The sequence below is a fragment of the Streptomyces sp. TLI_171 genome (genome assembly GCF_003610255.1).
Lineage (GTDB): Bacteria > Actinomycetota > Actinomycetes > Streptomycetales > Streptomycetaceae > Kitasatospora.
Map to the genome: position 1 here is coordinate 7,895,025 of NZ_RAPS01000001.1, position 23,651 is coordinate 7,918,675.

The 23,651-nt window shown below is 72.8% G+C and carries 14 protein-coding genes and 1 pseudogene; 8 read left to right on the forward strand and 7 right to left on the reverse strand.

All coding sequences use genetic code 11. The features are described 5' to 3' along the window. Nucleotides 1-26: 26 nt before the first annotated feature. The gene (locus tag BX266_RS35320) at nucleotides 27-1,199 is read left to right on the forward strand and encodes a serine/threonine-protein kinase (RefSeq protein ID WP_180290729.1); all 1,173 of its coding nucleotides are present in this window, start codon (nucleotides 27-29) and stop codon (nucleotides 1,197-1,199) included. A gap of 183 nt (nucleotides 1,200-1,382) precedes the next feature. Here BX266_RS35320 and BX266_RS35325 read toward each other — a convergent pair whose 3' ends face one another. Then, nucleotides 1,383-2,525, reverse strand: coding sequence for a hypothetical protein (locus BX266_RS35325; RefSeq protein WP_099906722.1), 1,143 nt, complete (start codon nucleotides 2,523-2,525; stop codon nucleotides 1,383-1,385). A gap of 492 nt (nucleotides 2,526-3,017) precedes the next feature. Between BX266_RS35325 and BX266_RS35330 the strand changes: the two genes are divergently transcribed. The 3 genes from BX266_RS35330 (at nucleotide 3,018) to BX266_RS35340 (ending at nucleotide 7,842) form a co-directional block, all read left to right on the forward strand. Beyond that, nucleotides 3,018-5,471: a ricin-type beta-trefoil lectin domain protein gene (locus BX266_RS35330; RefSeq protein ID WP_259465009.1), complete on the forward strand. Its 2,454-nt coding sequence runs from the start codon at nucleotides 3,018-3,020 to the stop codon at nucleotides 5,469-5,471. A 979-nt stretch (nucleotides 5,472-6,450) separates the two neighbouring features. Further along, entirely contained in the window at nucleotides 6,451-7,143 is a 693-nt protein-coding gene (locus BX266_RS35335) for an ester cyclase (protein WP_099906723.1), read from the forward strand. Between the two features lie 507 nt (nucleotides 7,144-7,650). Further along, nucleotides 7,651-7,842 (forward strand): hypothetical protein, encoded by a 192-nt coding sequence (locus BX266_RS35340; RefSeq protein WP_099906725.1) that lies wholly within the window; start codon nucleotides 7,651-7,653, stop codon nucleotides 7,840-7,842. A 103-nt stretch (nucleotides 7,843-7,945) separates the two neighbouring features. On the opposite strand, the gene BX266_RS35345 is transcribed toward BX266_RS35340, so the two are convergent. The 6 genes from BX266_RS35345 to BX266_RS35370 all read right to left on the reverse strand — a co-directional run bounded on the left by BX266_RS35345 (nucleotide 7,946) and on the right by BX266_RS35370 (nucleotide 14,435). Next, nucleotides 7,946-8,701 carry an alpha/beta fold hydrolase gene (locus BX266_RS35345; protein WP_099906726.1) on the reverse strand — a complete coding sequence of 252 codons (756 nt, stop codon included), beginning with the start codon at nucleotides 8,699-8,701 and terminating at the stop codon, nucleotides 7,946-7,948. A gap of 218 nt (nucleotides 8,702-8,919) precedes the next feature. Next, the gene (locus tag BX266_RS35350) at nucleotides 8,920-9,678 is read right to left on the reverse strand and encodes a hypothetical protein (protein ID WP_099906728.1); all 759 of its coding nucleotides are present in this window, start codon (nucleotides 9,676-9,678) and stop codon (nucleotides 8,920-8,922) included. After that, nucleotides 9,675-10,958, reverse strand: a complete 1,284-nt coding sequence (locus BX266_RS35355) for a 2-isopropylmalate synthase (protein WP_099906730.1) — start codon at nucleotides 10,956-10,958, stop codon at nucleotides 9,675-9,677. The genes BX266_RS35350 and BX266_RS35355 overlap by 4 nt, the downstream gene beginning before the upstream one ends. Before the next feature lie 442 nt (nucleotides 10,959-11,400). Next, nucleotides 11,401-12,504: a hypothetical protein gene (locus tag BX266_RS35360; protein WP_099906732.1), complete on the reverse strand. Its 1,104-nt coding sequence runs from the start codon at nucleotides 12,502-12,504 to the stop codon at nucleotides 11,401-11,403. 59 nt (nucleotides 12,505-12,563) lie between these two features. Next, complete coding sequence (locus BX266_RS35365) at nucleotides 12,564-13,034, reverse strand: hypothetical protein (RefSeq protein WP_180290730.1); 471 nt, start codon at nucleotides 13,032-13,034, stop codon at nucleotides 12,564-12,566. Between the two features lie 696 nt (nucleotides 13,035-13,730). Next, on the reverse strand, nucleotides 13,731-14,435 hold the full coding sequence (locus BX266_RS35370; RefSeq protein ID WP_180290731.1) for a DUF6296 family protein: 705 nt from the start codon (nucleotides 14,433-14,435) through the stop codon (nucleotides 13,731-13,733). A 249-nt stretch (nucleotides 14,436-14,684) separates the two neighbouring features. Between BX266_RS35370 and BX266_RS35375 the strand changes: the two genes are divergently transcribed. The 4 genes and pseudogenes from BX266_RS35375 to BX266_RS35385 all read left to right on the forward strand — a co-directional run bounded on the left by BX266_RS35375 (nucleotide 14,685) and on the right by BX266_RS35385 (nucleotide 23,521). Further along, entirely contained in the window at nucleotides 14,685-17,228 is a 2,544-nt protein-coding gene (locus tag BX266_RS35375; protein WP_399171323.1) for a S8 family serine peptidase, read from the forward strand. A gap of 1,816 nt (nucleotides 17,229-19,044) precedes the next feature. Continuing rightward, nucleotides 19,045-20,130 (forward strand): VCBS repeat-containing protein, encoded by a 1,086-nt coding sequence (locus BX266_RS40490; protein WP_259465010.1) that lies wholly within the window; start codon nucleotides 19,045-19,047, stop codon nucleotides 20,128-20,130. A 284-nt stretch (nucleotides 20,131-20,414) separates the two neighbouring features. Then, nucleotides 20,415-20,933, forward strand: a pseudogene (locus BX266_RS40495) (BTAD domain-containing putative transcriptional regulator); the annotation flags it as partial. Between the two features lie 191 nt (nucleotides 20,934-21,124). Then, nucleotides 21,125-23,521, forward strand: coding sequence for an AAA family ATPase (locus tag BX266_RS35385; protein WP_259465011.1), 2,397 nt, complete (start codon nucleotides 21,125-21,127; stop codon nucleotides 23,519-23,521). Nucleotides 23,522-23,651: the final 130 nt, after the last annotated feature.

Consider the following 23,651-nt stretch of genomic DNA (forward strand, 5'->3'; position numbering starts at 1 on the left):
TCGGCCGCCCGACAACGGAGAATGGCATGCACTCGACAGTGGAAGAGGTCGGTACCGCGGAGCTGTTCGCGCACCGGTACCGGATCGAGGGTCTGCTGGGCCAGGGCGGCGGCGCGCGGGTGCTGCGCGCACTGGACCTCCGGCTCGGCCGCGAGGTCGCGTTGAAGGTGCTGCGCCCCGGCGCCGGCGAGGACTTCTCCCGCCGGTTCGTCGCCGAGGCCCGGACGCTGGCCCGGCTCCGGCACCGCGGCCTGGTGGAGGTCTACGACTACGGCCAGGTGGATGAACTTCCCTACCTGGTCCTGGAACTCGTGGACGGCCCGACCCTGGCCGACGCGTTGCGCGCCTCGGCGCTGTCCGTCCCCGCCACCGTCCGGCTGGGCCGGGAACTGGCCTGCACGCTTGCGTTCGTCCACGCCTGCGGGGTCGTCCACCGCGACGTCAAACCCTCCAACGTGCTGATCGACGCCTCGGGGTCGCCGCGGCTCGCGGACTTCGGCATCGCGCGTTCGCCCGTGGACGGGGACGCCGACGCGACCCGCACGGGTCTCGTCGTGGGCACCCCCGCTTACCTGGCCCCCGAGCAGATCCGCGGCGAGGGCGCCCGCCCGGCCAGCGACGTCTATGCCCTGGGTCTGCTGTTGATCGAGTGCCTCACCGGGCAGCGCGTCTACCCGGGCGGCCCCATCGAGGCGGCCGTGGCCCGGCTGCTGCACGCCCCCTCGATCCCGGACGGCATCCCCGCCCCGCTCGCGCAGGCCCTGCGTGCCATGACCCGGCCGGACCCCGCAGCCCGGCCGTCTGCCGAGGACTGCGTGGACCTGCTCCTCCCGGGGCAGGCCGCGCACCCGGCGGACCGGACGCGGCCGGGCAGGCGGGACGGGCGGCGCAGGTGGGTGACGCTCTCGGCGGGGGTGGCCTGCCTGCTGCTCTCCGGCGGGGCGGCGAGCACGGCGATCAGCGCGGGCGACCGGGCGGCGCCCCCCGCCGGGCAGCAGCCCGCATCGGTGTCCGTCCCGTCCTCGCCGGCGCCCGTGTCCTCCACCGCGCCCGCCACCGGGACGGCGCCGGCCCCGGACACCGCCGACCGCACTCCGCCCAGGCCCGCCCCGCGTGACCAAGTGGCGGACACCCCCCACGACAACGGCCACCACAAGGAGGTGAAGGCCCCGAAACCGTCCCGGAAGGGGCCGAAGTGACCAGCCGGCGCGCGGGCGGCCAGCGGTTCGGGCCGGTGGCCGCGGGCTGATCAGACGGTGTGACCGGCGGCGACGCACGCAGCGAGGCAGCAGAGGCGGAGCCGCAGGCCCAGGCGCCTGAGGGCGCAGTTCGCCAGTTGCCCGGAGCCGGACCGGTGCCGGGTGCTTCGGCCGGGGTGCTGGTCAGATGAGGCGGTCGCGGTTCGCGGCGGCGGCTTCGCGGACGAGTCGGGCGAAGTGTGCACGGCCCTGCCTGTGGTGTTCGTCGTCGTGGTCCTCGGCACCGCCGAGATCTTCGTCGTCGTGCTCGTCGTGCTCGTCGTGTTCGCTGTGGAGGAGCCAGCAGCCGTGAATGCCGGTGAGGAGGTCTTCGAGGAGGTCGCGGGCGGGACGCTTGGGGTCGAGCGGGGTCAGGCGTACGGCGATGTCGTCGAGGTCGGGCTCGGCTTCGCCGGTGTACTCGGCGACGGTGTCCTCGAGACCTTCGAGCTGGTCGCGCAGGGCGACGGGGTCCAGGAGGAAGCCGTCGGTGATGTGCATGGCGTGGCGGACGAGCCCGGTGACGGCCTCGTGCGGGGTGGCGCCGGCCTCGATGAGGCCGAGGACGAGGGTGGGGGTTTCGTGGGGGAGGGATTCGATGGTGTCGGCTTCGAGGACGACGTCGGTGGGGGCCTCGCCGGAGGACTCGGCCGCTACTTCGGCCGCGGCGGCGAGCCAGTGCGCGGCGGCGACGGCGGCCGCGGTGGGGTCGAGGGTGGAGAACAACTCGACCGGGCCGAAGGGGTCCTCGTGGAGGAGTTGGTCAGCGGCGGCGACCTGGACGGGGGAGGCGTCCTCGCGGCTGAGGAGGACGGCCTGCTGGGCGCGGTCGGTGAGGTCGCCGAGTTCGGCGCTCTCCACTGCGGCGAGTTCGAGCGCGGCCTCGGCGAGGACGGCCGTCGTCAGGGCTTCGTCGCCGAGATTGCGGAGGGCGCGCCCGATGCGGTGGGCGGATTCGACGAGGCGGCTGTAGGAGACCATCATCGTGCCGCCGCTCGGCAGGTTCGGCTCGGTGATCGCGTCGGCGACCTCGCCGAAGGCCTCGCGTTCCCGGTCGCGGCGCCAGCCCTCGCTGTCGGGTTCCAGCGCGCCGGCGACGCCGGCCGGGTGGGTGTAGGTGCGCCAGGCGGCGTCGGACAGTTGGGTGAGCGAGCGGGCCACGCCCAGGAGTGCGGAGGTGTCCGTGCTGTCCGGCAGGGCGGCGAGGCGCTTGGCGAGGTCGCCCTCCCCGGTGCCCCACGAGGCGATGAGTTCACGTCGGTCGAGGTCGACGCTGTAGCGCGTCATGGGTGGTACCTCCGGGTCCGCTCCTGCGTGCCCCACGGCACCCGACCATTCTGACGCCCCGCCACCTGGACACGTGAAAGCTTCAGCCGACGCGCAGGGCCCAGGGCCGTCACCTCCCTGCGCCCGCCGGCGGTGACACCGACACCCTGCCGGTCCTGCGAGCCGGCGCCCGGCCGGCCCACCGTCAACGGCCCCCGGTCGTAACGCTCCTGCTCCTGGTCACGGGTCCCACCGATGCCGCGGCAGCCGGGGCACGCCGAGGAAGTGCCTGCGCGAGCAGCAGGTCGGCCCGCAGGAATTGCGTGGAACGACCTGCGGCGCCCTCGAAGACGGCTCCCGGCGCGCGCGCCTGATTGACCGTCAACTCGCCACCCCCTTACTGTGCGAACATGGTCGCCTCTGTTCGCTTGTGATCGATTGCGACCGTCCACCCAACCCGCTCGGATGCGGCGTGCGGTACGCCGTCTCCGGCACCGTACGAAGGGCACCTCCATGAACGGGTCCTTCCGCATCCTGGCCATGCCCGGACGCGCCCTCCGCCGGGCGGCGTCGGCCGCCGCCCTCCTGCTGCCCGCCGCGCTCCTCGTCGGTCCGGCCGCCGCCCCCGCGAGCGCCGCCACGGTGAGCACCTCCATCACCGTGGACGGCGCCAGGACCGGCCGGGTCTTCGACGGGGTCGGCGCGGCCAGCGGCGGCGGCGGCAACTCCCGCCTGCTGATCGACTATCCCGAACCCCAGCGCAGCCAACTCCTCGACTACCTGTTCAAACCCGGCTACGGCGCCGCCCTCCAGACCCTGAAGATCGAGATCGGCGGCGACACCAACTCCACCGACGGCGCCGAGCCCAGCTACCAGCACTCCCGGGGCGCGGTCGACTGCAACCAGGGCTACGAGTGGTGGCTGGCCGAGCAGGCCAAGGCCCGCAACCCCGACATCAAGCTCTACGGCCTCGCCTGGGGCGCGCCCGGCTGGATCGGCGTGAACGACGCGGCCAACCCGAGCCCCGGCACGCCGTACTTCTGGTCCCAGGACATGATCGACTACCTGATGGGCTGGATCGGCTGCGCCGCCCAGCATCACCTGCCGATCGACTACCTCGGCGGCTGGAACGAGCGCGACTACAACGCCACCTGGTACAAGAACCTGAAGAGCGCCCTGACCGCGAACGGCCACGGCTCGACCAAGGTGGTCGGAGCGGACAGCTGGGACTGGAAGCTCGCCGACGCGATGGCCGCCGATCCCGCGCTGGACAACGCGATCGACGTCATCGGCATGCACTACCCGTGCGGCTACCTCGGCGCGATGACCACCTGCAACAGCACGCCCTCCGCGCAGGCGATCGGCAAGCCGCTGTGGGCCAGCGAGAGCGGCTCGCAGGACTACAACACCGGCGCCGCGGCGGTGGCCCGCGCGATCAACCGCGACTACATCGACGGCCGGATGACCTCGTTCATCAACTGGCCGGCCATCGCCGCGCTCTACCAGAACCTCTACTTCTCCACCGACGGCATGTCACTCGCCCCGCAACCGTGGTCCGGCAGCTACTCGATCGGGCAGACCACCTGGGTCACCGCGCACACCACCCAGTTCACCAAGCCCGGCTGGAAGTACCTCGACCCGGCGGCCGGATACCTGGGCGGCAACCGGACGAACGGCAGCTACGTCGCGCTGAGGTCGCCGAGCACCGGCGACTACTCCGCCGTCGTCGAGACCATGGACGCCACCGCGTCCCAGACCGCCGCCTTCACGATCACCGGCGGGCTGTCGACCGGCCAGGTGCACGTCTGGTCGACCAACCTCGCCACGGCGGACGCCTCCGACGACCTCGTCCACGAGCAGGACCTCACGCCCGTCAACGGCTCGTACACGCTCACGCTGCAGCCCGGCCACCTCTACACGGTGACCACCACCACCGGCCAGGGCAAGGGCGCCGCCACCGCGCCCGCGGCCGCACCGCTCGGCCTGCCGTACGCGGACGGCTTCGACACCCCGGCCGCGACCGGCTCGCCGCGCTACTTCGCCGACATGAACGGCGCCTTCCAGACCGGTCCCTGCGCCGGCGGCCGCACCGGCTCCTGCCTGCGGCAGATGGCCCCCACCGCCCCGATCCACTGGACGGACGAGCCGAACAAGGCTCCCTACACGATCGTCGGCGACCTCGGCTGGGCCAACTACACCGCCGCCGCCGACACCCTCTTCGCACAGCCGGGCGCCGCCGAGGTCCTCGGCCGCGTCAACCAGCAGGGCCGCAACGACGGCGGCCTCAACGCCTACCACCTGCGGCTGAGCGACACCGGCAGCTGGGCGATCCTCAAGAGCGACCTCGCCTGGAGCCTCACCACTCTGGCGTCCGGCACCGTGACCGCGCCCGGCCTGAACACCTGGCACCGGCTCTCCCTCACCATGCAGGGCTCCACCCTGACCGCAGCGATCGACGGCAAGACCGTCGGCACCGCCACCGACCACTCCTACACCTCCGGCATGGCGGGCCTCGCCCTGACCGGCTACCGGACCCAGCAGTTCGACAACCTCGCCCTCACCCCGGGCACCGGCACGGGCCCGATCACCGGCCCGGTCGCCTCCGGCGTGAGCGGCAAGTGCCTCGACGCCTACGGCAACTCCTCGGCCGACGGAACCAAAGCCGTCATCTGGACCTGCGCGACCAGCGACCAGGCCCAGGCGTGGACCTGGGACAACGGCCGCCTGCTGCACGGCGGCAAGTGCCTGGACGTGGTCGGCCAGGGCACCGCGGTCGGCACCCTGGTCGACCTGTGGACCTGCAACGGCGGGGCCAACCAGCAGTGGAACGCGCAGGCGGACGGCACGCTGAAGAGCCTCCAGTCCGGCCTGTGCCTCGACGACCCGTCAGCCAGCACCACCGACGGCACCCAACTGGTCGTGTGGACCTGCAAGGGCAGCGCCAACCAGAAGTGGACCCTGCCGTGAGCCCGGGGCCGGACAGCGCCGAGCCGCTGTCCGGCCACGCCGTTCGCCGTTCGACCGCTCGGTCGGGGCTCCACTTCGAGGCGTCCCGGGGACGGCGGGTGGGCTGCCGCCCGGTCAGACGGGCCGTGTGCGGTGCAGGCCGGCGGCGTGCACGTCTTCCCCGTCGCGCTGGGCCTGGAAGAACCGGAGGTGCTGATCCACCCGGGGAGCCGTCGACTCCGGGGACGGTCGGTGGGTACCTGGCGCGGTGAGGGCGGAGGTCCGACCCGACCGGCGGACCGTCAGGTCCCCATAACCACGGCCGGTTCCCGGGCCGGCCTGACGCCTCCTTGTCGGCGCTGTGGGCATCCGCGGGAGCGGCACGGACACGTGCACCCGTACTCCGGCAGTCGCTGCCCGAGAAGCGCCGAGTGTCCTCATGGCCAGGGGCGGTGCCTGATGTCGATGACGTGCGTGCCGACGGCAGGCGCGGCGGTGACGCCTTCGTCGGTGTCCTCCTGGGCGAGGCGCCGGTCGGGGGGACTGCAGGCAGGCGGGCGGCGTGAAGGCAGGCGTCGGGCGCGCGGGCGCCGTCATCGCGGCCGACCACCGGCCATCGCAACTCGTCCGGGCCGACCGGCGCCAGGCCGTGGCGGACGATGTCGGCGAAGGTGGCGGAGACCGCGGCGGCGCAACAGCGAGGCCGTGAAGGCGGGTTCGGCGGCCACCCGCTCGGGGGTGACGGTGATGCCGTGCGCAGCGAGCGCCGTCCGTACACACGAGTGGTTCAGTTCGGTGGGGTCGGCGAGGGTGAGGTCGAAGTCGAAGTGACGGGGGCTGCCCCCGACCGCCCTCGCCGTCGCTACGCCTCAGCGGCCGCTGAGGCGTAGCGCCTCGCGGTGCCGGGGCGCGGCGTGTCACTGGGCGGGGCACAGTGGAGTCAGGGTCGGCGCGCGCGGTGGCGTTCGCCGCCAGGGGCGTGGGACCAGGAGGTTGCACCATGACTTTCGTCCAGATCGTCGAGTGCCGCACGGAGCGGCCGGACGAGCTCAACCAGCTGATGACCAGCTGGATCGAAGTGACAGAGGGGAAGCGGACCGCCACCCACACCATGGTCGGGGCCGACCGAGAGGATGCCCGGCATGTCGTGGAGATCGTCGAGTTCCCCTCGTACGAGGCGGCGATGCGCAACTCCGGTCTGCCGGAGACCGATCGGATCTTCCGGGAGATGGTGGCCCTGTGCCAGGAGCCACCGACGTTCACCAACCTGGATCTCGTCCGCGACGAGCAGTTCCTCAAGGACGCCGCCCGCCGGCTGCTGACCGAGCCGGCGAACGGGGACATGTCCGCCGTCGACGAGCTGATCGCACCCGACTACGTCGACCACGACCCGTCGATGGACGCCGACACCGTCGGCCCGGCAGCCGTCAGGGACATGATCGAGCGCTACCGCCGGGCCTTCGACTTCGTCTTCGACGTCCAGAGCCAGATCGCCGAGGGCGACCACGTGTGCACCCGGTGGACCTGGCGCGGCACGCACATCGGCGAGTTCATGGGCATGCCCGCCAGCAACAGGATGATCGAGTCCACCGGAATGACCGTCTGGCGCTTCGAGGAGGGAAAGGCCAAGGAAGGCTGGTGGAGCTGGGATGCCGTGGCCATGATGAAGCAGCTGGGAATGATGCCCGACTGATCGGGGGTCAGCGCGTCCACCGCACCGCAACCGCCGACTCGGCGGCTTCCGAGCACCCGGTGGCAGTTGGCCGCCGTCACCCGGATCAACGCAGGTGTGCTTTCCCGGGTTCGAGCACCAGACCTGAGCACGCTGGTGAGGGTCGCAGGACGCCGGAGCCGGCTGCCCCATCGAGACCGCCACCCGAAGAACGGCGCGGCCACCGCCCTCGGCCCATTGATCCCGTGGCAGGTCGAGTCGAGGCGATTGACGGCCGCGGAGTGTCCGGCAGCGGTCCGCCAGGCCCGGCCGCTCCTGGCGAGGGGGCGTTCGCGCGCCTCCGGAGGGCCGGGTGCCCTGGAGCCGGAGCGGCTGGTGCCAGGCCTGGTTCGCCTGCTCTGTCGGCACCCGTCCGGCGGGGTGCCGACCTGCCCGGACGGCCCCGCTTCGGTCTCGACGGCACCGCGCGGGCGGCGGGTCGGCCGATCCGGTGGCGTTGGTTCGGTGACGATGGGTCACACTGTGCCCATGAACCCCGATCGCCGCCCGCTGGAGCTCGCCTTCTCCGAGCCCGCCGCCGACCCTGTCCAGGCCGCCGAGCGCCCTCACCTGCCCGTTGCCGAGCGCCCGCCGTTCCTGGAACCGGACGCCGGGGCGGGGCCGGTGGCTTCCGTCCCGCCCCCCGCCCGGCGCCCGCTCGCACAGGTCCAGCTCGCCTGAGTCCGATGCGGCTGCTTCGGGGGAGCCGGCGGCGGACGCCGCCGGCAGAGGTCGCGCCGCACGTCCTGACCCGCGGCGACGCCCCGCGATCGCCGAGGCCGGTTCAGGCGCGCAGGAACGCCTCGAGCGAGGTCGCCAGCGCCACCGGAGCCTCGTGCATGGGGTAGTGCCCGCTGTTGGCGATCTGCTCCAACTCCGCGTTCGGATAGTGGGTGAGCCAGGTACGGCGCATCACGTCGGCCGTCAGGGCGAGATCGTGCTCGCCCACGATGACCTTGACGGGGACGGGGTTGCCGGTGATCCGTTCCGTCAGGTCGGCGGTGACCCAGTCCCTGACATAGCCGCCGAATGCTTCGCGGGTCGAGAGCTGAAGGGAGCGGTCGACCATCAAATCGATCCACACCCGGCTCGCTCGCTGCCCGGTGACCAGGTCCACGATGGCCAGCCGCTTGGCACGGTCCAGCGCCGCGCCGTAGAAGAGTGCCTCGCCGGGGGTGTCCAGCGGGTACGGCCCGGCGGGGACGGGAGCCAGGCCGACCACCTTCCTCACCCGCTGCGGAGCCTGGGAGAGCACCTGCTGGACTGCCTTGCCGCCCATGGAGTGGCCGACGAGAGAGAACTGCTCCCAGCCGAGTTCGTCGGCCAGGGCGAGGGCGTCGTCGGCGATCTCGGCGAGCGTGTACGCGCCGGTGACGTCCTTGCGGTCGCCGTAGCCGCGGTAGTCGAGGAACGCGTAGCTGAAGGTGCCGCCGTCCAGGTAGTCCAGGAAGGACCCCCAGCCGGCACTGGTGCCGAACCAGTCGTGGAGCACGAGGACCTTGAGGTCACCGGAACCGATCAGACGGTGCGGGATGATCATGGGGTGGGTTCCTCCTGCGGTGGGTGGACGGGAGCGCATCGGCACGTCCGGGCTGCGGCCCGCGCTTCGACGCGCTCCGTGTCCCGTTGGTGGCCCGTGGCTCGGCCCCTGCATCCTTTCCCGGAGCGAGGGGCGCGAACCGGAGCCGTCACGGCCGGTGCGTCCTTCAGCCGGGGCGGATGAGGCCGAGCCACCGGGTCACGCGTCGACCGGGCCCTTCAGCCCTCGGCGAGGGTGGCGAGGTACGCGGCGGCATCCGCGTGGGAGCGGTCCTGCGCACCGTGCCGGTGGAGTGCGAGCCGGCCGCCCCGGTACAGGCGCACGGTGGTGGTCGCCGCGCGTGGCGGAGCCTGCCCGGTTCCTCCGGTGCCGAACGGGCGTCCTGCACCGGAGGAACGGGCGGGCGGGGTGTTGCCGCGGCGCAGCTCGTTCGGCGTGCCCGTTTCCCGTGTCGACGCGATCGCTCCCAGTACGGCCGTGCCGGCCGGGAACACCGCCATCGCCGCTGCGGCGTCCGCGACCGGGGGACAGCCGGTGCGGTTGGCACTGCTGACGTACAGGAGCGGGAAGCGGTCGAGTAGGGGACGCAGCGGGAGCCAGCGCGCGCCGAACAGCAGCGCCCAGCCGTCCTTGACCGCTGGACGCAGCCACTCAGGGGGGCGCGGAGCGGACGTCAGAGGAACCAGCACGGTGAGGAGTTCGTCCGTGAGCAGACGTCGCAGGACGTCGGTGTCGGGCGCCCCGAGGTCGAGGAACGGCGCGAGGCTGCCCACCGCGCCGGGAGAGTGGGCCCAGACCGCGACGGGCTGTTCTCCGGGTCGCCCCTTGGCTTCGTTGACGGCCGTCGGGGTGGTGGCAGTGAGCACACAGGTCAGTGGCGCGGGATTGGGGAGGACCACGGCCGCGCCCCGGTCGAGGGCGCGGCGGGCGCCCTCCAGGTCCACGGTGCCGCCGGGGGCCGGAGGGGGTGTGCTCACCGGCCGTCCCCGCCCGCGGGCAGGAGCGCCCCCGCACGAGGGACGGCGTCGGGCCCAGTGAGACCGTCGAGGTAGGCAGCGAAGACGTGGTCGTCGACGACGGCGCTGCCGATCCGGTAGGCGTGGGCCTTGACCCACCTCATGGCGGCCTTCGCTTGTTCGCGGTCCAGTCGGTGGCCGAGGCGGGCCGCGACCGCGGTGACGACCCGGGCGCTGGCCAGATGCGTGAGCACCACGCGGGGAGTGATGCCGAGCAGAGCCTGCGGGTCGAAGGGCTGGAAGAGTTCGGGGTGTACGAACGGGGTGCCGGTGGAGATCGTGGCCACTCCGGTGCCGACGACGGGCGTGGTCACTGTCAGAGGCACGCCGGTCCCCTGCGACACCATCCGCGCGATCGCCGGCAGCCGGGTCAGGTCCGGGTCCGTCCACCACAGTGCCGGGGCCTGCTGCTGGCCCAGCAGAGCTGCGACCCGGCCCGGATCGTGGGCAAGAAGGAGGAGCAGTTGCTCCGTGGCGGCCATCCCGGAGCGCTCCGCGATACCGAGCCAGGAACTGGACACCAGGCGTACTCCCGCGCCCAGCGCCTCCAGGGTGTTGGCCAGCCCCAGACCGAGGTCGTCGTGCAGGTGCGAGCCGAGCACGACGTCCGGATCGGTCCGCCCCGCGACCCGCTGGAACATCTCCGCCGTCTCCCCGGGCAGCTGACGCCCGACGGTGTCGGCAAGGGTCACGGTGCCGGCGCCCGCGTCCGTCATGGCGTGGGCGTAGGCGGCCAGCAAGCCATGGTCCGCGCGGGAGGCGTCGGCCAGACACACGTCGGTCGCGACTCCCGGGTCCAGGTCGCGGGCCGCCTTCACCAGAGCGACCCCCTCCTCCAGGGCGTCTCGGGCACCGCGGTGGACCATCACACCTGCCATCGCCTCCGAGGCCGGCACCACCAGCATCACCCGTGCGTGCGCGCTGCCCCGTACCGACGCGACGGCCTGGCGCACATCGTCACGGGTCCCGCGACAGACCGCTGCCACGCTCACCCACCCCTCGGCCTGGTCGGCCACCTGGCGCACAGCCTCGAACTCCTCGGCGCACACGGCGGGGAAACCGGCTGCGAACACCACGTGCCGCGGTCCGTGCTCCTTGAAGATCGCGCCCTGCTCCCGCGCCAGGAGCACTCGGAGCGATGCGCTCATCAGGGTCTTGGCCTGCGCTCCGTCCCGTGCGGACTCCTCCCACAGCACCACGCGGCCCGCCCGCACGGACTCCCGCACCACATCGGTAGTCATTCCCGTCCCCAATTCCCCTGTCGAGCCCGGACTTTCAGCGATGCTTGATGTACAGCACACGATCCTCGCCGCGCCGACCGGCCGTTTCCACGAGCCCCTGCATTCACTCCAAGTAATGAATCGGACGCGTTCGTCGAGGCGGAACTGCCGTTCGGCCCGGGGGCCGCGAGAGCGAGCAGATCCGTGGTGCACCCACGCGGTCCGGTACGGCACGCCGCCCGTCCTGCTCAGACTCGTCCTCGATCGCGAGGTGCCCGACCTGGGGCGATCCGTGCCGCGCCTGCGCCCCGCACGGCGCAACGAGCCGTCACTTCTCGGCCCCCGGGGTGCGGGCGGGTGTCGCATCCGCAGGCGGCGAATTCCGTGCCAGCCTTTCCCCGGGCGGGTACACGAACGGGCCTCCGGCGGTGAGGAGGCCCTCGTCCTCCGAGCCGGACGCCGGTCACGGCTCTGCGTGGACGGCCGCCGCCCGCACGCGCTTCTGCCCGTTGTGGAACGGGCAGGCGAGCTGCCTCCGGATCGCGGGCGCCAGGAGGTCCTCCTGGCCCTTCAGTGCGTCCGCGAGCTCCTGGTCCAGCGGAAAGACCATCTCGGCCGCGACGTTGTCCTGAACGATCCGCGCCAGGTTGTCGAGGGCCACATCGACCGGATCGGCCGGGAACTGGGCCATCATCAGGTCGATCAGGTGACTGTCCACCTTGGCCTGGTTCATGTACTGCCTGAGGACGATGCTGTTGTGGTTGAGCGCCGAGGTCGTCCAGATCGCCATCACCACGACGTACAGGTCCGCCCAGTCCTTCTCGCCGACCCTCGCGCGCCACCGCGTCATGACGTCCTTGACGCCTTCGACCTGTCCGTTCGCGGCCCAGCCCATGGTGGTGCCGATGTCCGCACGCACGCTGCCCGAGAAGTCTTCGAACGACCTCATGTCGAACGAACCGGCTGCTGCGCTCCGGTCGATGAACAGAAGCGATGCGGCGAGGATCCTCCGGCACGCCGCGTCCAGATCCGGGGCCAGGTTCGCGGACCCGACCGCGCCGAGAGCGGTGGAGAGCGTGTTCCCGAAGGCCTCGAGCGGCCCGACCCACCCGCTCGACCGCGGCCCCTCGAACGCGACCGTCCGCAGGTCGTGCAGGTCCAGGTGATCGGCGTTCGGCAGGTTCGGGATCCGAGGGTCCAGGTAGGGGGCCAGGATCGAGTAGATTCCCAGCGGTGCGTGGGCAACGGCCTTCGCCAGTTGGAAGACCTCCGGGACGGGGTGCTCGGAGATCCGCTCCCCGTCGTGCACGAGCGTGTAGAGACCGCCCGCGAAGTCGTTGTAGACCACGATGACCGGCGACAGGTGCGCCGTCACCCCGGACCGCAGCGCGTCGTAGTGCTTCTGCGTGTCGGTGTCGACTCGGAGGAGGGCAGCGCGCGCCTGTCGCTCCCCGGCCGGTGGGGACCCGTCCCGGCGTTCGGTGTCGCCCGAGGCCGGGGCGATGCCCAGAAGCGTCGCGGCGCCGACTGCACCAGCGGTGCCGAGGAAGGCCCTTCGGGTGGTCATGTGCTGCCCTTCTCCGGGGATCAACGGCACGCGGTCTGTTGGCGGACGCCGCCCCGTGGTCACCGGCCGGGAGGTGCCGGGGAGGACTGCGGGCGGGCTGCCGGACGTCGGCAAGCCAGGACGTCGACGGCCCGCGCCACGACCAGACCGACGAGGATCGGCGAGACCAGCGGCTGGAGGCCCATGGCGGCCTTCGCCCATGGAGCCAGGGGCATGACGTCGGTGGGACTGAAGGCCAGGTAGTCGATGTAACGAGGTCGCCGGTGATCGGCGCACACAGGGGGGTTGAGCTGCTGGGAGAAGGCGAGCGCGGGGATGGTGGGCATGCGACGGGCCCCGACACAGCCGCTGGCGCGGAGCCGGGCAGGCGCGGAGTTCGTTCCGCTGCTGCCGTGGACCTGGTCGTCCACAAGGCGGGCGGTCGACCAGGCTGCGCCGGCGACCGGGACCCCGATCAAGGCGATCGACATCGTGCGCAGGACGGTCGAGCGGCGGCTGGTCCTGCCCGGCTCGGCCACGATCAGCGTCACCAGCAGCAGTCCTTCGACAAGCGGAAGGACCCAGGGGGTGCCAGACGCAGGTCGTCGGGGAGCAGCAGGGTCAACGCCATCGCGGCGACGACGGCACCGGCTGTCGGCCGGCGGGACTCGTCGTAGGCCGTCCGTGCCGGTGGCTCGCACTGGTCGCAGGCCCTGGGGGCGTGCGGGGCCGGCCAGCCGTTCCGTGGCGGAGCGAATCGTCGACGGGGTCGAAACAGGATCCGCTCCTGCGGTCCGGACCGGCCACGATCGTGTCCCCTTCGAAGCGCGAAGTACCCCTCTTGCCGCTCATTGTGCGACCTGGACGCCGTCGCTGCGGCTACGACACCCCCGGGGAGCGCGCGGCGCGCCCGTGGCCGTCACGTCTCCGGTCGTTCGACCCGGCTGGTGCGGCGTCAGGAGAGCTGAGGCAGACCGGGCCGAACGTCGGATGCGGCTGCCGGACCCGACGGCCCGGCCCGGGAGCGATGCGTCATCGGGCTGATCGCCGGGCGGACTCCGGCCGGCGGTGCGAGCGCGCTGGCCCTGCTCGGCCCGGGCGAGGACGTTTCGGGCCCCGGTCGCCGTTCTGCGCCGAAGCTGGTGGAAGCGCGCGGCGGGGCTCATCGGTCGTGGTGCCCGGCGCGACGAGCCCGGCCGCCAGGCCGAGGGGAGCCCGCCGGTCCATTTGCGCCGGGCCGTCACCCTTCACGTCCTTCGGCTTCCTGGCTGGTTCCACTTCCGCTCCAAGTCCTTGCGGCCCTGGTCCGGGAATGTGGTCCGCGGCAGGGGGTGGGCGTGCAGGACGGCGGGCAGGGGGTGCGGCCGGGCGGCTGTCCGGGCGGTGGACAAGGGGCGGGCGGCCGGCCCGGTGACTTCCACGTCGAGTGTGCCGTCCGCGTCCGTGTACACGGCTCCTCCGCCCGGTCCGGTCCGCCCGGTGCGATGGACCGTGACGGTCTGCGGTGCGCAGTGCGCGCCCACGGGCACGGGCAGCGTCACGATGCAGCGCTCCGGCGGCCGGTGGTCGGCGGTGTTCACCGTCGGCCTCCGGCGGTCGGCCGCGAGGACGTCGGTGACGCTGTCGTGGACCTCGAACACCGGCGCGGTGCCCGCGATGTCGAGCAGGCGCCGGGTCTGCGGGCGGGGGCCGGCCAGCACCAGGGCGGCATCGGCTGCCTCGGCGATTCGTCGTGCGCGCAGGAGTTCGTTCAAGCCCGTGACATCGCAGAACGCGACCCGGGACAGGTCCAGGACCACCAGGTGTGGTGGGGCGTGGAGGGCGGCTTCCAACGTCCGGCGCAGTGCGGGCCGTTGGTCGAGGTCGATCTCGCCGTCCAGCCTGACGATCCGGGCCCGGCCGGGGACCTGCAGCACGGTGATCCGGAGACCGGAGGCCTGGGCGGTGGTCAAGACGGGCGGGTGACGCGGCCGTTGGTCGAGCGACATGAACGGGCCTCCTACGGCGAGGGGAAGCTGTCCACCAACGATGTTGCCTCGCCCCGCATGTCCGTCTCAAGTCAGGCGGGGCCGGCAGGCCGCGATCGGCACCGCCCGGTGCCTCCGCGCGCCCGTTGACCGCGGGCCGGTAATTCCCCAGTAACGGCCGCTTCCTAACGTTCGGGCATCCCCCGCTCCCTCCCCCGAGGATCCCCGATGCCCCTGCCCCTGCCCCGACCCATCCGGCGCAGATCAGCCCTGTGCCTGACGGGCCTGCTTGCCGCAACCGCCGGATTGCTGAGCGCCCCCCTGCCCCTGGCGGTGGCCGCCGACGCGTCGCCCGCCGCCCCCGCCCAGGTCGACCCGGCCCTGCGATCCGCCGTCGAGGGCGGGCGGCAGGCCACCTTCTTCGTGGTGCTGAAGGACCGCGCCGACCTGGGCAAGTCCAAGGGCAAGGGCTCGCACGCCCAGCAGGCCGAGGCCGCCTACCAGGAGCTGCAGGACACCGCGCGGCGCAGCCAGGGCGCGCTGAAGAAGTTCCTGGACGAGCAGAGGGTCGGCCACCAGGACTACTGGATAGCCAACGCCGTCCAGGTCACCGGCGACGCCAAGCTGGTCGCCAAGCTGGCCAAGCGCGACGACGTGCAGAAGATCGTCAAGGCACAGACGTACCACATAGACGACACCCAGGTCTCGGCCGCGACCACCGCCGAGACGAGCAGCGACGGCACGCCCGAGTGGGGCGTGAAGGACATCGAGGCCGACCAGGTGTGGTCGCAGTACGACGCGCGCGGCGAGGGCATCGTGATCGCCAACGTCGACTCCGGCGTGCAGTACGACCACCCGGACCTGGTCGCCAACTACCGCGGCAACAACGGTGACGGCACCTTCACCAACGACTACAACTTCTACGACCCGACCGGGCTGTGCGCCACCCCCAGCACCCCGTGCGACAACAACGGCCACGGCACCCACACCATGGGCACCATGGTCGCCAAGAACGGCATCGGCGTCGCCCCGAACGCGAAGTGGATCGCCGCCAAGGGCTGCGAGTCCTCGCAGTGCTCGGACGAGTACCTGCTGAAGGCCGGCCAGTGGCTGCTCGCGCCGACCGACCACAACGGCAACAACCCGCGGCCCGACCTGGCGCCGAACATCGTCAACAACTCCTGGGGCGGCGGCGACACCACCTTCTACCAGGACATCGTGGAGGCGTGGAACTCCGCGGGCATCTTCGAGGCGTTCGCGGCCGGCAACGACGGCGACGGCTCCACCTGCTCCACCTCGCACGCCCCCGGTTCGCAGGCACCGTCCTACGGGGTGGGCGCGTACGACGTGAACGGCAGGATCGCGAACTTCTCCGGCTTCGGCCCGTCCCTGGTGGACGGCTCGACCAAGCCGAACATCTCCGCCCCCGGCGTCAACATCCGCTCCACCTGGCCCGGTTCGGGCTACATGGCGGAGTCCGGCACCTCGATGGCCACCCCGCACGTGGCCGGTGCGGCCGCACTGCTGTGGTCGGCCGCACCGAGCCTGATCGGTGACATCGACGCCACCCGTGCGCTGCTCAACCAGGGCGCCCGGGACGTCGACGACACCCACTGCGGCGGCACCGCCGGCATGAACAACGTCTGGGGCGAGGGCAGGCTCGACATCCTCAAGTCCGTCGACCTGGCCCCGCACACCGCCGTCAGCATCACCGGCAAGGCCACCGACCAGGCGACCGGCGCCGCGCTGCCCGGCATCGTGGTGCGGATCACCGCGGACGGCGGCGACACCCGCACCGTCACCACCGCCTCCGACGGCTCCTACCGCCTCGCGCTGGCCCCCGGCAGCTACAGCGTCGCCGCCTCCGGCTACGGTTACGCGAACTTCGAGCTCAAGGGCCTGACGGTCGTCTCCGGGCAGCCGCAGACCGTGCCGCTGGCGATGACCGCCGTCGCCACCCACGCCGTCACCGGCACCGTGCTGGACGTCACCGGAAAGCCGCTGGCGGGCGCCGTGGTCGAACTCACCGGCTCCCCGGTGAAGTCGGTGGTCTCCGGCCAGGACGGCTCCTACAACCTGGGCAAGGTCGCCGAGGGCAGCTACACGCTGACCGTCAAGCCCGCCCAGCCGGTGCTGTGCAACGGCGTGTTCACCGGCCCGCTGGCCGTCGCCGCCGACGTGGCCAAGACCGTGCAGGCCCCGGCCCGGACCGACAACTCCGGCACCAGCTGCGCCCCCACCGCGTACTCCTGGGTCAAGGGCGCCACCAAGGTCGCGCTCAGCGGCGACGAGGACGCCAAGACCGTCAGCCTGCCGTTCCCGGTCACCTACTACGGCGTGAAGTACACCAGCGCCTCGGTCACCACCGACGGCCTGGTCAACTTCCTGGCGCCGCGGATCGGCGACTACGCCAACACCGCGCTGCCCACCCCGTACCAGCCCAACGGCGTGGTCGCCCCGTTCTGGGACGACCTGACGCTCGACAAGAAGGCCACCGTCACCACCGCCACCACCGGCACCGCCGGGCAGCGCACCTTCGCCGTGGTCTGGGACAACGTCCCGCTGGTCTCCGACAGCTCCAAGCGGGTCAGCTTCGAGGTGCTGTTCGAGGAGGCGAGCGGCGCGATCACCTTCCAGTACCAGAACGTGCCCGGCGCGGGCTCCGGCGCCACCGTCGGCCTCGAGAACCAGGCCGGCACCGACGCCCTGCAGTACTCCTTCAACCAGGCCGTCCTGACCAACGGCTCGGCGATCCGCTTCACCCAGGGAGCCAAGTGATGACCACCCACCGCAGAGCCCTCCGGCTCGCCTCCGGCCTGGTCGCCGCGGGCCTGGCCCTCACCGCCGCCCCGTACGCGCTGGCCGCCGACGCCACCGCCGGCACCGACGGCGTGATCAAGCTGACCGACCAGCAGGCCCAGGACCTCGACGCCCGGCTCAGCGCCGACGCCTACCCGCAGGCCACCGCCCCCGACAGCGCCGACACCGCCCCCGGCGGCAGTGACAGCACCGGCAGCGGCAGCCACCTGGACGCCCACGCGCCCGTCACCTTCACCGCCGCCTCCACCCTGGAGGGCGTGCGCGGCATCGCCGCCACCGTCCCCGCCGGATCCGACGGCAGCTACTTCACCCTGCACAGCCTCGGCAACGTCCAGCTGCACAAGGCCGACGGCTCCACCGCCTGGGCCCGCACCAACGCCTCGCTGTACGCCGACTGGCAGGTCAAGCCGCTGCGGCCGTGGGACACCGAGCCGTACCCGGCCCGCATCCCGCTGGCGTTCAACTTCGTCAACCCGTTCAGCTCCAGCTCGGCCCAGGGCTACGACACCGGCGACCTGACCGGTGACGGCGTGCCCGACCTGGTCATCGCGGCCGGCGTCGGTGAGAACCCGTACCGGCCGTTCACCTCGCCCAACTCGGCGCTCACCTACGGCTCCTTCGTCACCGTGCTGGACGGCTCCACCGGCAAGACCCTGTGGACCAAGCTGTACGCCTCCACCACCATCGTCCGGATCGTCGACGGCACCCTGCTGGTCTCCGACGCGCCCAGCAACAACACCAGCGCCGCCAAGACCGCCACCGCTGCCCTGACCGGCATCCGCTTCGGCTACGCCGACGGCAAGCTCACCCCCGCCAAGACCTGGACCTACGACACCGGCGTCAGCAAGGCGAGCGGCGAGGCCGCCTGGGGCGACCTGGTGAAGCTCGGCGGCGGCAAGGTCGCGGTCTCCTTCGACCGGCGCAAGACCGCCACCGCCCCGGCCCGCAGCACCACCCTCGTGCTGAACACCGCCGACGGCACCCTCGGCTGGCAGACCGACGGCGACCTGTTCGGCCGCAAGCTGGAGCTCGACGCCACCCGCCACCGCATCGTCGCCCTCGAACAGAAGGACTACACCGAGCAGTTGGCGTACTCGGTGGTCGGCTACGACCTGGCCACCGGCGCCCGCACCGTGCTGGACACCCGGACCAACGTGCTGCCCACCGCGATCGCCGTCGGCGACCTCGGCGGCGACACCGCCACGTACGCCGTCGCCGAGGACTCCTTCGACCCCAGCGGCTACGTCAACGCCACCACCATCCGGGTGCTCGACGGCGACGACGGCTCCACCGTCCGCTGGACCAACACCACGAAGCCCAGCGTCAACACCGGCGACGGCCCCAGCACCTGGGCCCTCGACATCGCCGACGGCTCGCTGATCGCCAGCTCCCAGGACGGCCGGGCCACCGACACCGCCGTCAACGTCTCCGGCCTGCGCTACGGCATGCTGACCGCCTACAACGGCAAAGGCAAGGTCCGCTGGCAGGTCAACGGCACCGCCGCCTCCCCGCGCCTGCAGCAGGTCGACGGCGGCGTGGTGCGCACCGTCGACCAGCAGCAGAACGTCCACACCTACAACCTCGGCAACGGCAAGCAGAAGAGCCTCACCCCGCTCCAGGGCGACCTCAACTACGCCGCCGCCACCGACCTCGACGGCGACGGCAAGCAGGACGTCGTCGCCGGCGGCAACTCCGACGGCGTCTGGGCCTACTCCGGCCCTTCGCTGCTCACCGGCACCCCAAGCAGCTGTGGCGGGCCACCGTCTCCGGCGAGGTGCACGCCGTCGCCACCGGCGACGTCAACGGCGACGGCAAGCCCGAGGTCGTGGTGGCCGCCGACACCGCCACCGTCGTCCTCGACGGCCGCACCGGCCAGGTGCTGGCCACCATCGACGGCGGCGGCAAGTTCGTCCGCTCGGTGACGCTCGCCGACCTTGACGGCGACGGCAAGCAGGAGATCCTCGTCCCCACCGACGCGCTGCGCGCCTACAAGGGCGACGGCACGGCGCTGTGGACGTACGGCGCCCCGGCCGGCTCCGGCGAGGTCGTCTTCTCCGACACCGTGGTCTCCGAAGGCAGGGTGTTCGCCCAGTACGCGGGCATCGGCGCCATGAACCAGGTCGACTCGGTGCAGAACGGCGTCGCCCTGGACGCCGCCAAGGGCACCCTGCTCTGGCAGGCCGACCCCAAGGCGCCCGCCGAGGCCGTCGACGGCAAGATCCACGGCGCGCTGCTCGACCACGCGGTCTACGCCTCGCCGGAGATCCCGTACGCCGACGGCCACGCCATGGTCTACACCTGGCTGATCTCGGCCGTCCCCGGCGGCATCAGCGGCGGCGGCACCGACCTGGTCAGCCCGATGTCGGTCACCGAGATCCGCGACGGCCGCACCGGCGAGGTGCTGCACCAGAAGGTGGCCGGCGGCCCCTGGTCGCACGGCAACTTCTTCACCGGCGAGGACGGCGACGGCCTCCAGGAGATGGGCTTCGGCGTGCTGCGCCAGTACCTGGCGGGTGGTGAGGACCGCTGGACCTCCACCATCGCGCCGCTGCGCACCGCGCAGTTCATCACCGGTCCCGACGGCAGGAAGCTGCTGGTCGGCGGCGTCGAGGGAGGTCTCGCCGCCTACGACCCGGCGATCGTCGGCGACGGGAACTCCTTCCACTCGGCCATCGGCTCCGCCACCCTGCGCGGCGGCCGCAACTACCTCGCGGTCGACCTGGACGGCGACGGCAAGGAGGAGATGGTCTCGCTCAACTCCGACGCCCTCGGCGTCAACCGGGCCGCCGAACTGCTCGGCGGCGGGGTCCTCTCCATCGACAACGGCATCCACCAGATGACGACGTTCAAGCTCTCCTGAGCCCTGCGAACGACTGCCCAGGCAGGACTGAACGAGTGCTCCGCGGCCCACGGCCCGCGGAGCACTCAGCCTGTTCGTGTACTGTTACCGGCCTGATGGGCGTACCAGAGACAGGCGGACCGGACACCGCACCACCCATACTGCGTCTCCACCTCTTCGACGGATTCCGGGCGGTCCGTGACACCGGGGCGCCGCTGGCCGAACGGTGGTCCCGCCCCAGCGCCCGCATCCTGGTCAAACTGCTCGCCGTCACCCCCGGTCATCGCCTGCACCGCGAACAGGCGATGGAGACCTGCTGGCCCGACACCGACCCGTCCGCCGCCGCCGGCAGCCTTCGCGTCGCCCTGCACGCCGCCCGGCACGCCCTCGAACCCGAACTCGCCCCCCGCGCGTCATCGTCCTACCTCAAGGCCGACGGGGGACTGCTGCTGCTCGACCCCGCCGCCGTCTGGATCGACGCCGACCACGCCGAACAGGCCGCCGAGGACGCCCTCGCGGACGGCCGGGCCGAACGACTCGCGGACGCGATAAGCCAGTTCACCGGCGAACTGCTCCCCGAGGACCGCTACGCGCACTGGGCCGAGCCCCGCCGCACCCGGCTCGACCGGTTGCGCGAGCAACTCCTGCTGAGGCTCGCCGCCGCCCACCTCGACCAGGGCCGCCCCGAGGACGCCGCCGCCTGCGCCGAACAGGTCCTCGCCACCAGCCCCGCCGAGGAACTCGCCCACCGCCTGCTCATCGACGCCTGCCTGCGCCAGGGACAGCGCCGCCGCGCCCTGCGCCAGTACCACCAGTGCCGCGAAGCGCTCGACGCCGAACTCGGCATCCGCCCCGGCCCCGAGACCGAACGCCTGCACCGCGCCGCCCTCGCCGCCACCCCGCCCCCGCCCCCGCCGGCGCCATCCTTCCCGCCCTCCTGCGCAGTTCCGCCCCCACCCGGCTGCACGGCCGAGAACGCGAACTGGCGCGCCTGCTCGCTCCCGCCGAGCCCCCCGTGCGCCTGCTTACCGGCGAAGCCGGCATCGGCAAGACCCGCCTCGCCGCCGAAGCCGCCCGCCGCGCGTCCGCCGACGGCACCGCCGTCCTGTGGGGCAGCGGACAGGACGCCGAGGACCACACCCCGTACGGAGTCTTCGCCGCCGCCCTCGACGGCTGGCTCGCCGAACTCGACCCCGCCGAACGCGCCAGGACCAGTGCCGAGTACCCAGAACTCGCCGCCGTCCTGCCCTCGCTGGGCCAGGTGCCGGCCGGCACCGCCCGTAGCCCGGAGGAGGAACGCGACCGCCTCTTCCAAGCCGGCGCCGCCCTGCTCGGCGACCTCGCCGCCACCCGTCCCGTCCTGGTCGTCCTCGACGACCTGCACGCCGCCGACACCGGCTCCTACCAGCTCCTCGGCCACCTCGCCCGGCGCGCCCACGACCGCCGCACCCCGCTGCGCTTCCTCGCCACCTACCGGGAGGAGGAACTGACCGACGGGGATGCCCGCCGCCTCGCCCTCGCCGCGATGATCCGCCGGCAACTGGCGGTGCGCGAGGAGCTGGGACGGCTCGGCGAAGCCGCCGTGCTGGCCGCCGTCCGCGACGCCACCGGCCGCCCGCCCGGGCCCGAGGTGTGGGAACTCTCCCTCGGCAATCCGCTGTTCGCCCTCGAACTCGCCCGCGGCGGCGAGCCGGGCGGTGACCCCGCCCACCCGCCCGCCGGCGTCCGCGACCTGGTCGGCGAACGGCTCGTCCGGCTCGACCCGCACGCCCGCCGCGTCGTCGAAGCGCTCTCGGTGGCCGGGGGCGAGGCCGCCCTCGCCGAACTCCTCGACGTCGCCGAACACGGCCTGCACCCGCCCGTCACCGGCGCCGCCGCCGCCGACGCCGTCGAACACGCCATCGCCGCCGCCCTCATCGAAGAACGCCCGGTCGTCACCGCCGGACGCACCGAAGCCGGACTCGCCTTCCGCCACCCCCTCGTCCGGCTCACCTGCTACGACGGCTTGTCCGCCGTCCGCCGCCGCCAACTGCACACTTCCTACGCCCTGGCCGTCCAACGCCGCCGCCCCGACGCCGTCGACAGCCTCGCCTCCCACTTCACCCGCGCCGACGACCCACGCGCCGCCGAATACCTGCGTCGCGCCGCCGAACGCGCCGCCGCGCTCTACGCCAACGACACCGCCGACCGCTACTACCGCGACCTGGTCGCCCGCCTCGACATCGACGCCGCCCGCGCCCGCCTCGCCCACAGCCAGGTCCTGCGCCGGATGGGCGAACCCGGCCGGGCCGCCGAGACCCTGCGCGCCGCACTGGCCGAGTTCACCGCCCGTGGAGAGCTCGACGACACCGTCACCGCCGCCGCCCACCTGGCCGAAACCCTTGCCCGGACCGGCGAGCACGAGCAGGCGTCCGCCGTCCTGGAGGCTCACCCGCCGCAGGCGGCATCCGGCCCGGAGGCCCGTGCGCTGTACCACCTCGCCCGCTCCGTCCTCCTCATGCTCGGCGGCCGCCACGAGGAGGGCCACCGAGCCGCCCGACGTGCCCAGGACCCCGCCGAATGCGTCCCCGGCCCCACCGGCCAGCTCCTGCAAGCCCGTTCGTACGCCATGCAAGCCGTGAACCTCGGCCTGGCCGGACGCTTCGGCGAGGCCCGGCAGGCCGGCGACCGGGCCCTCGCCCCTGCCCAGGCGTACGGCGACCCCGTCCTGCTCGGCTCGGTGCTCTCCACACTCCGCGAGAACGCCCGCCGGCACGGCCGCCTGCACGACGCCGTCCGCTTCGGCCGCCAGGCCCTCCATCACGCCCAGCAGTCCAGCAACCCCGCCGCCACAGCCTTCGAACAGCTCAACCTCGCCGAACTCCACCTCCTGCTGGAGGAGTTCGACACCGCGGCGGTGTTCGCCGAGGCCGCCGTGGCGAGCGCGGACTGGGAGGACGCGTGGCCGCTGCCGTACGCCCTGACCGCCCACGCCCGGGTCCTGCTGCGCACCGGCCGGGTCGACCGCGTCGCCGGACTCCTCGACCGGGCCAGGGAAGCTGCCGACCGCTCCGCCGACCGCCAGGCCCAGCACGAAGTGCTACGCGCCCGCGCCGAACTGGCTCTGCGCACCGGCGAACCCGAGCTGACCGCCCATCACGCACCGGATCTGGTCGCGCGCGCCCTGCTGGCCGCCGGGCGCCCCGCCGAGGCCGCAGCGGTCGCCGCCGCGGAGGCCGCCCGGGCGGCCGCCAGCGGCGAACGCCTTGCCGAGGCGGAGGCACTGCTGGCGCACGCCGCGGCCCTGCGGGCGCTCGGTGACACCGCGGCGGCGGCCACCGCGCTGACCCAGGCCGAGAGCCTCTGCCGCGCCCTGCCCTACCCGGCCGGCCTCACCACGGCCCGTTCCCTGAGGGCGGCTCAGGAGAGCTGACGGCGCCACGGGTCGATGGCGTGGCCCGCCACAACGGCGGGCCCGAGTACCGCTGGTCGGGTAACGGTTCCCGATACCATCGGGATGGTCCGGGACCGAGGCGCGGAGAGTGGGGTGGCAGGCGGCCACC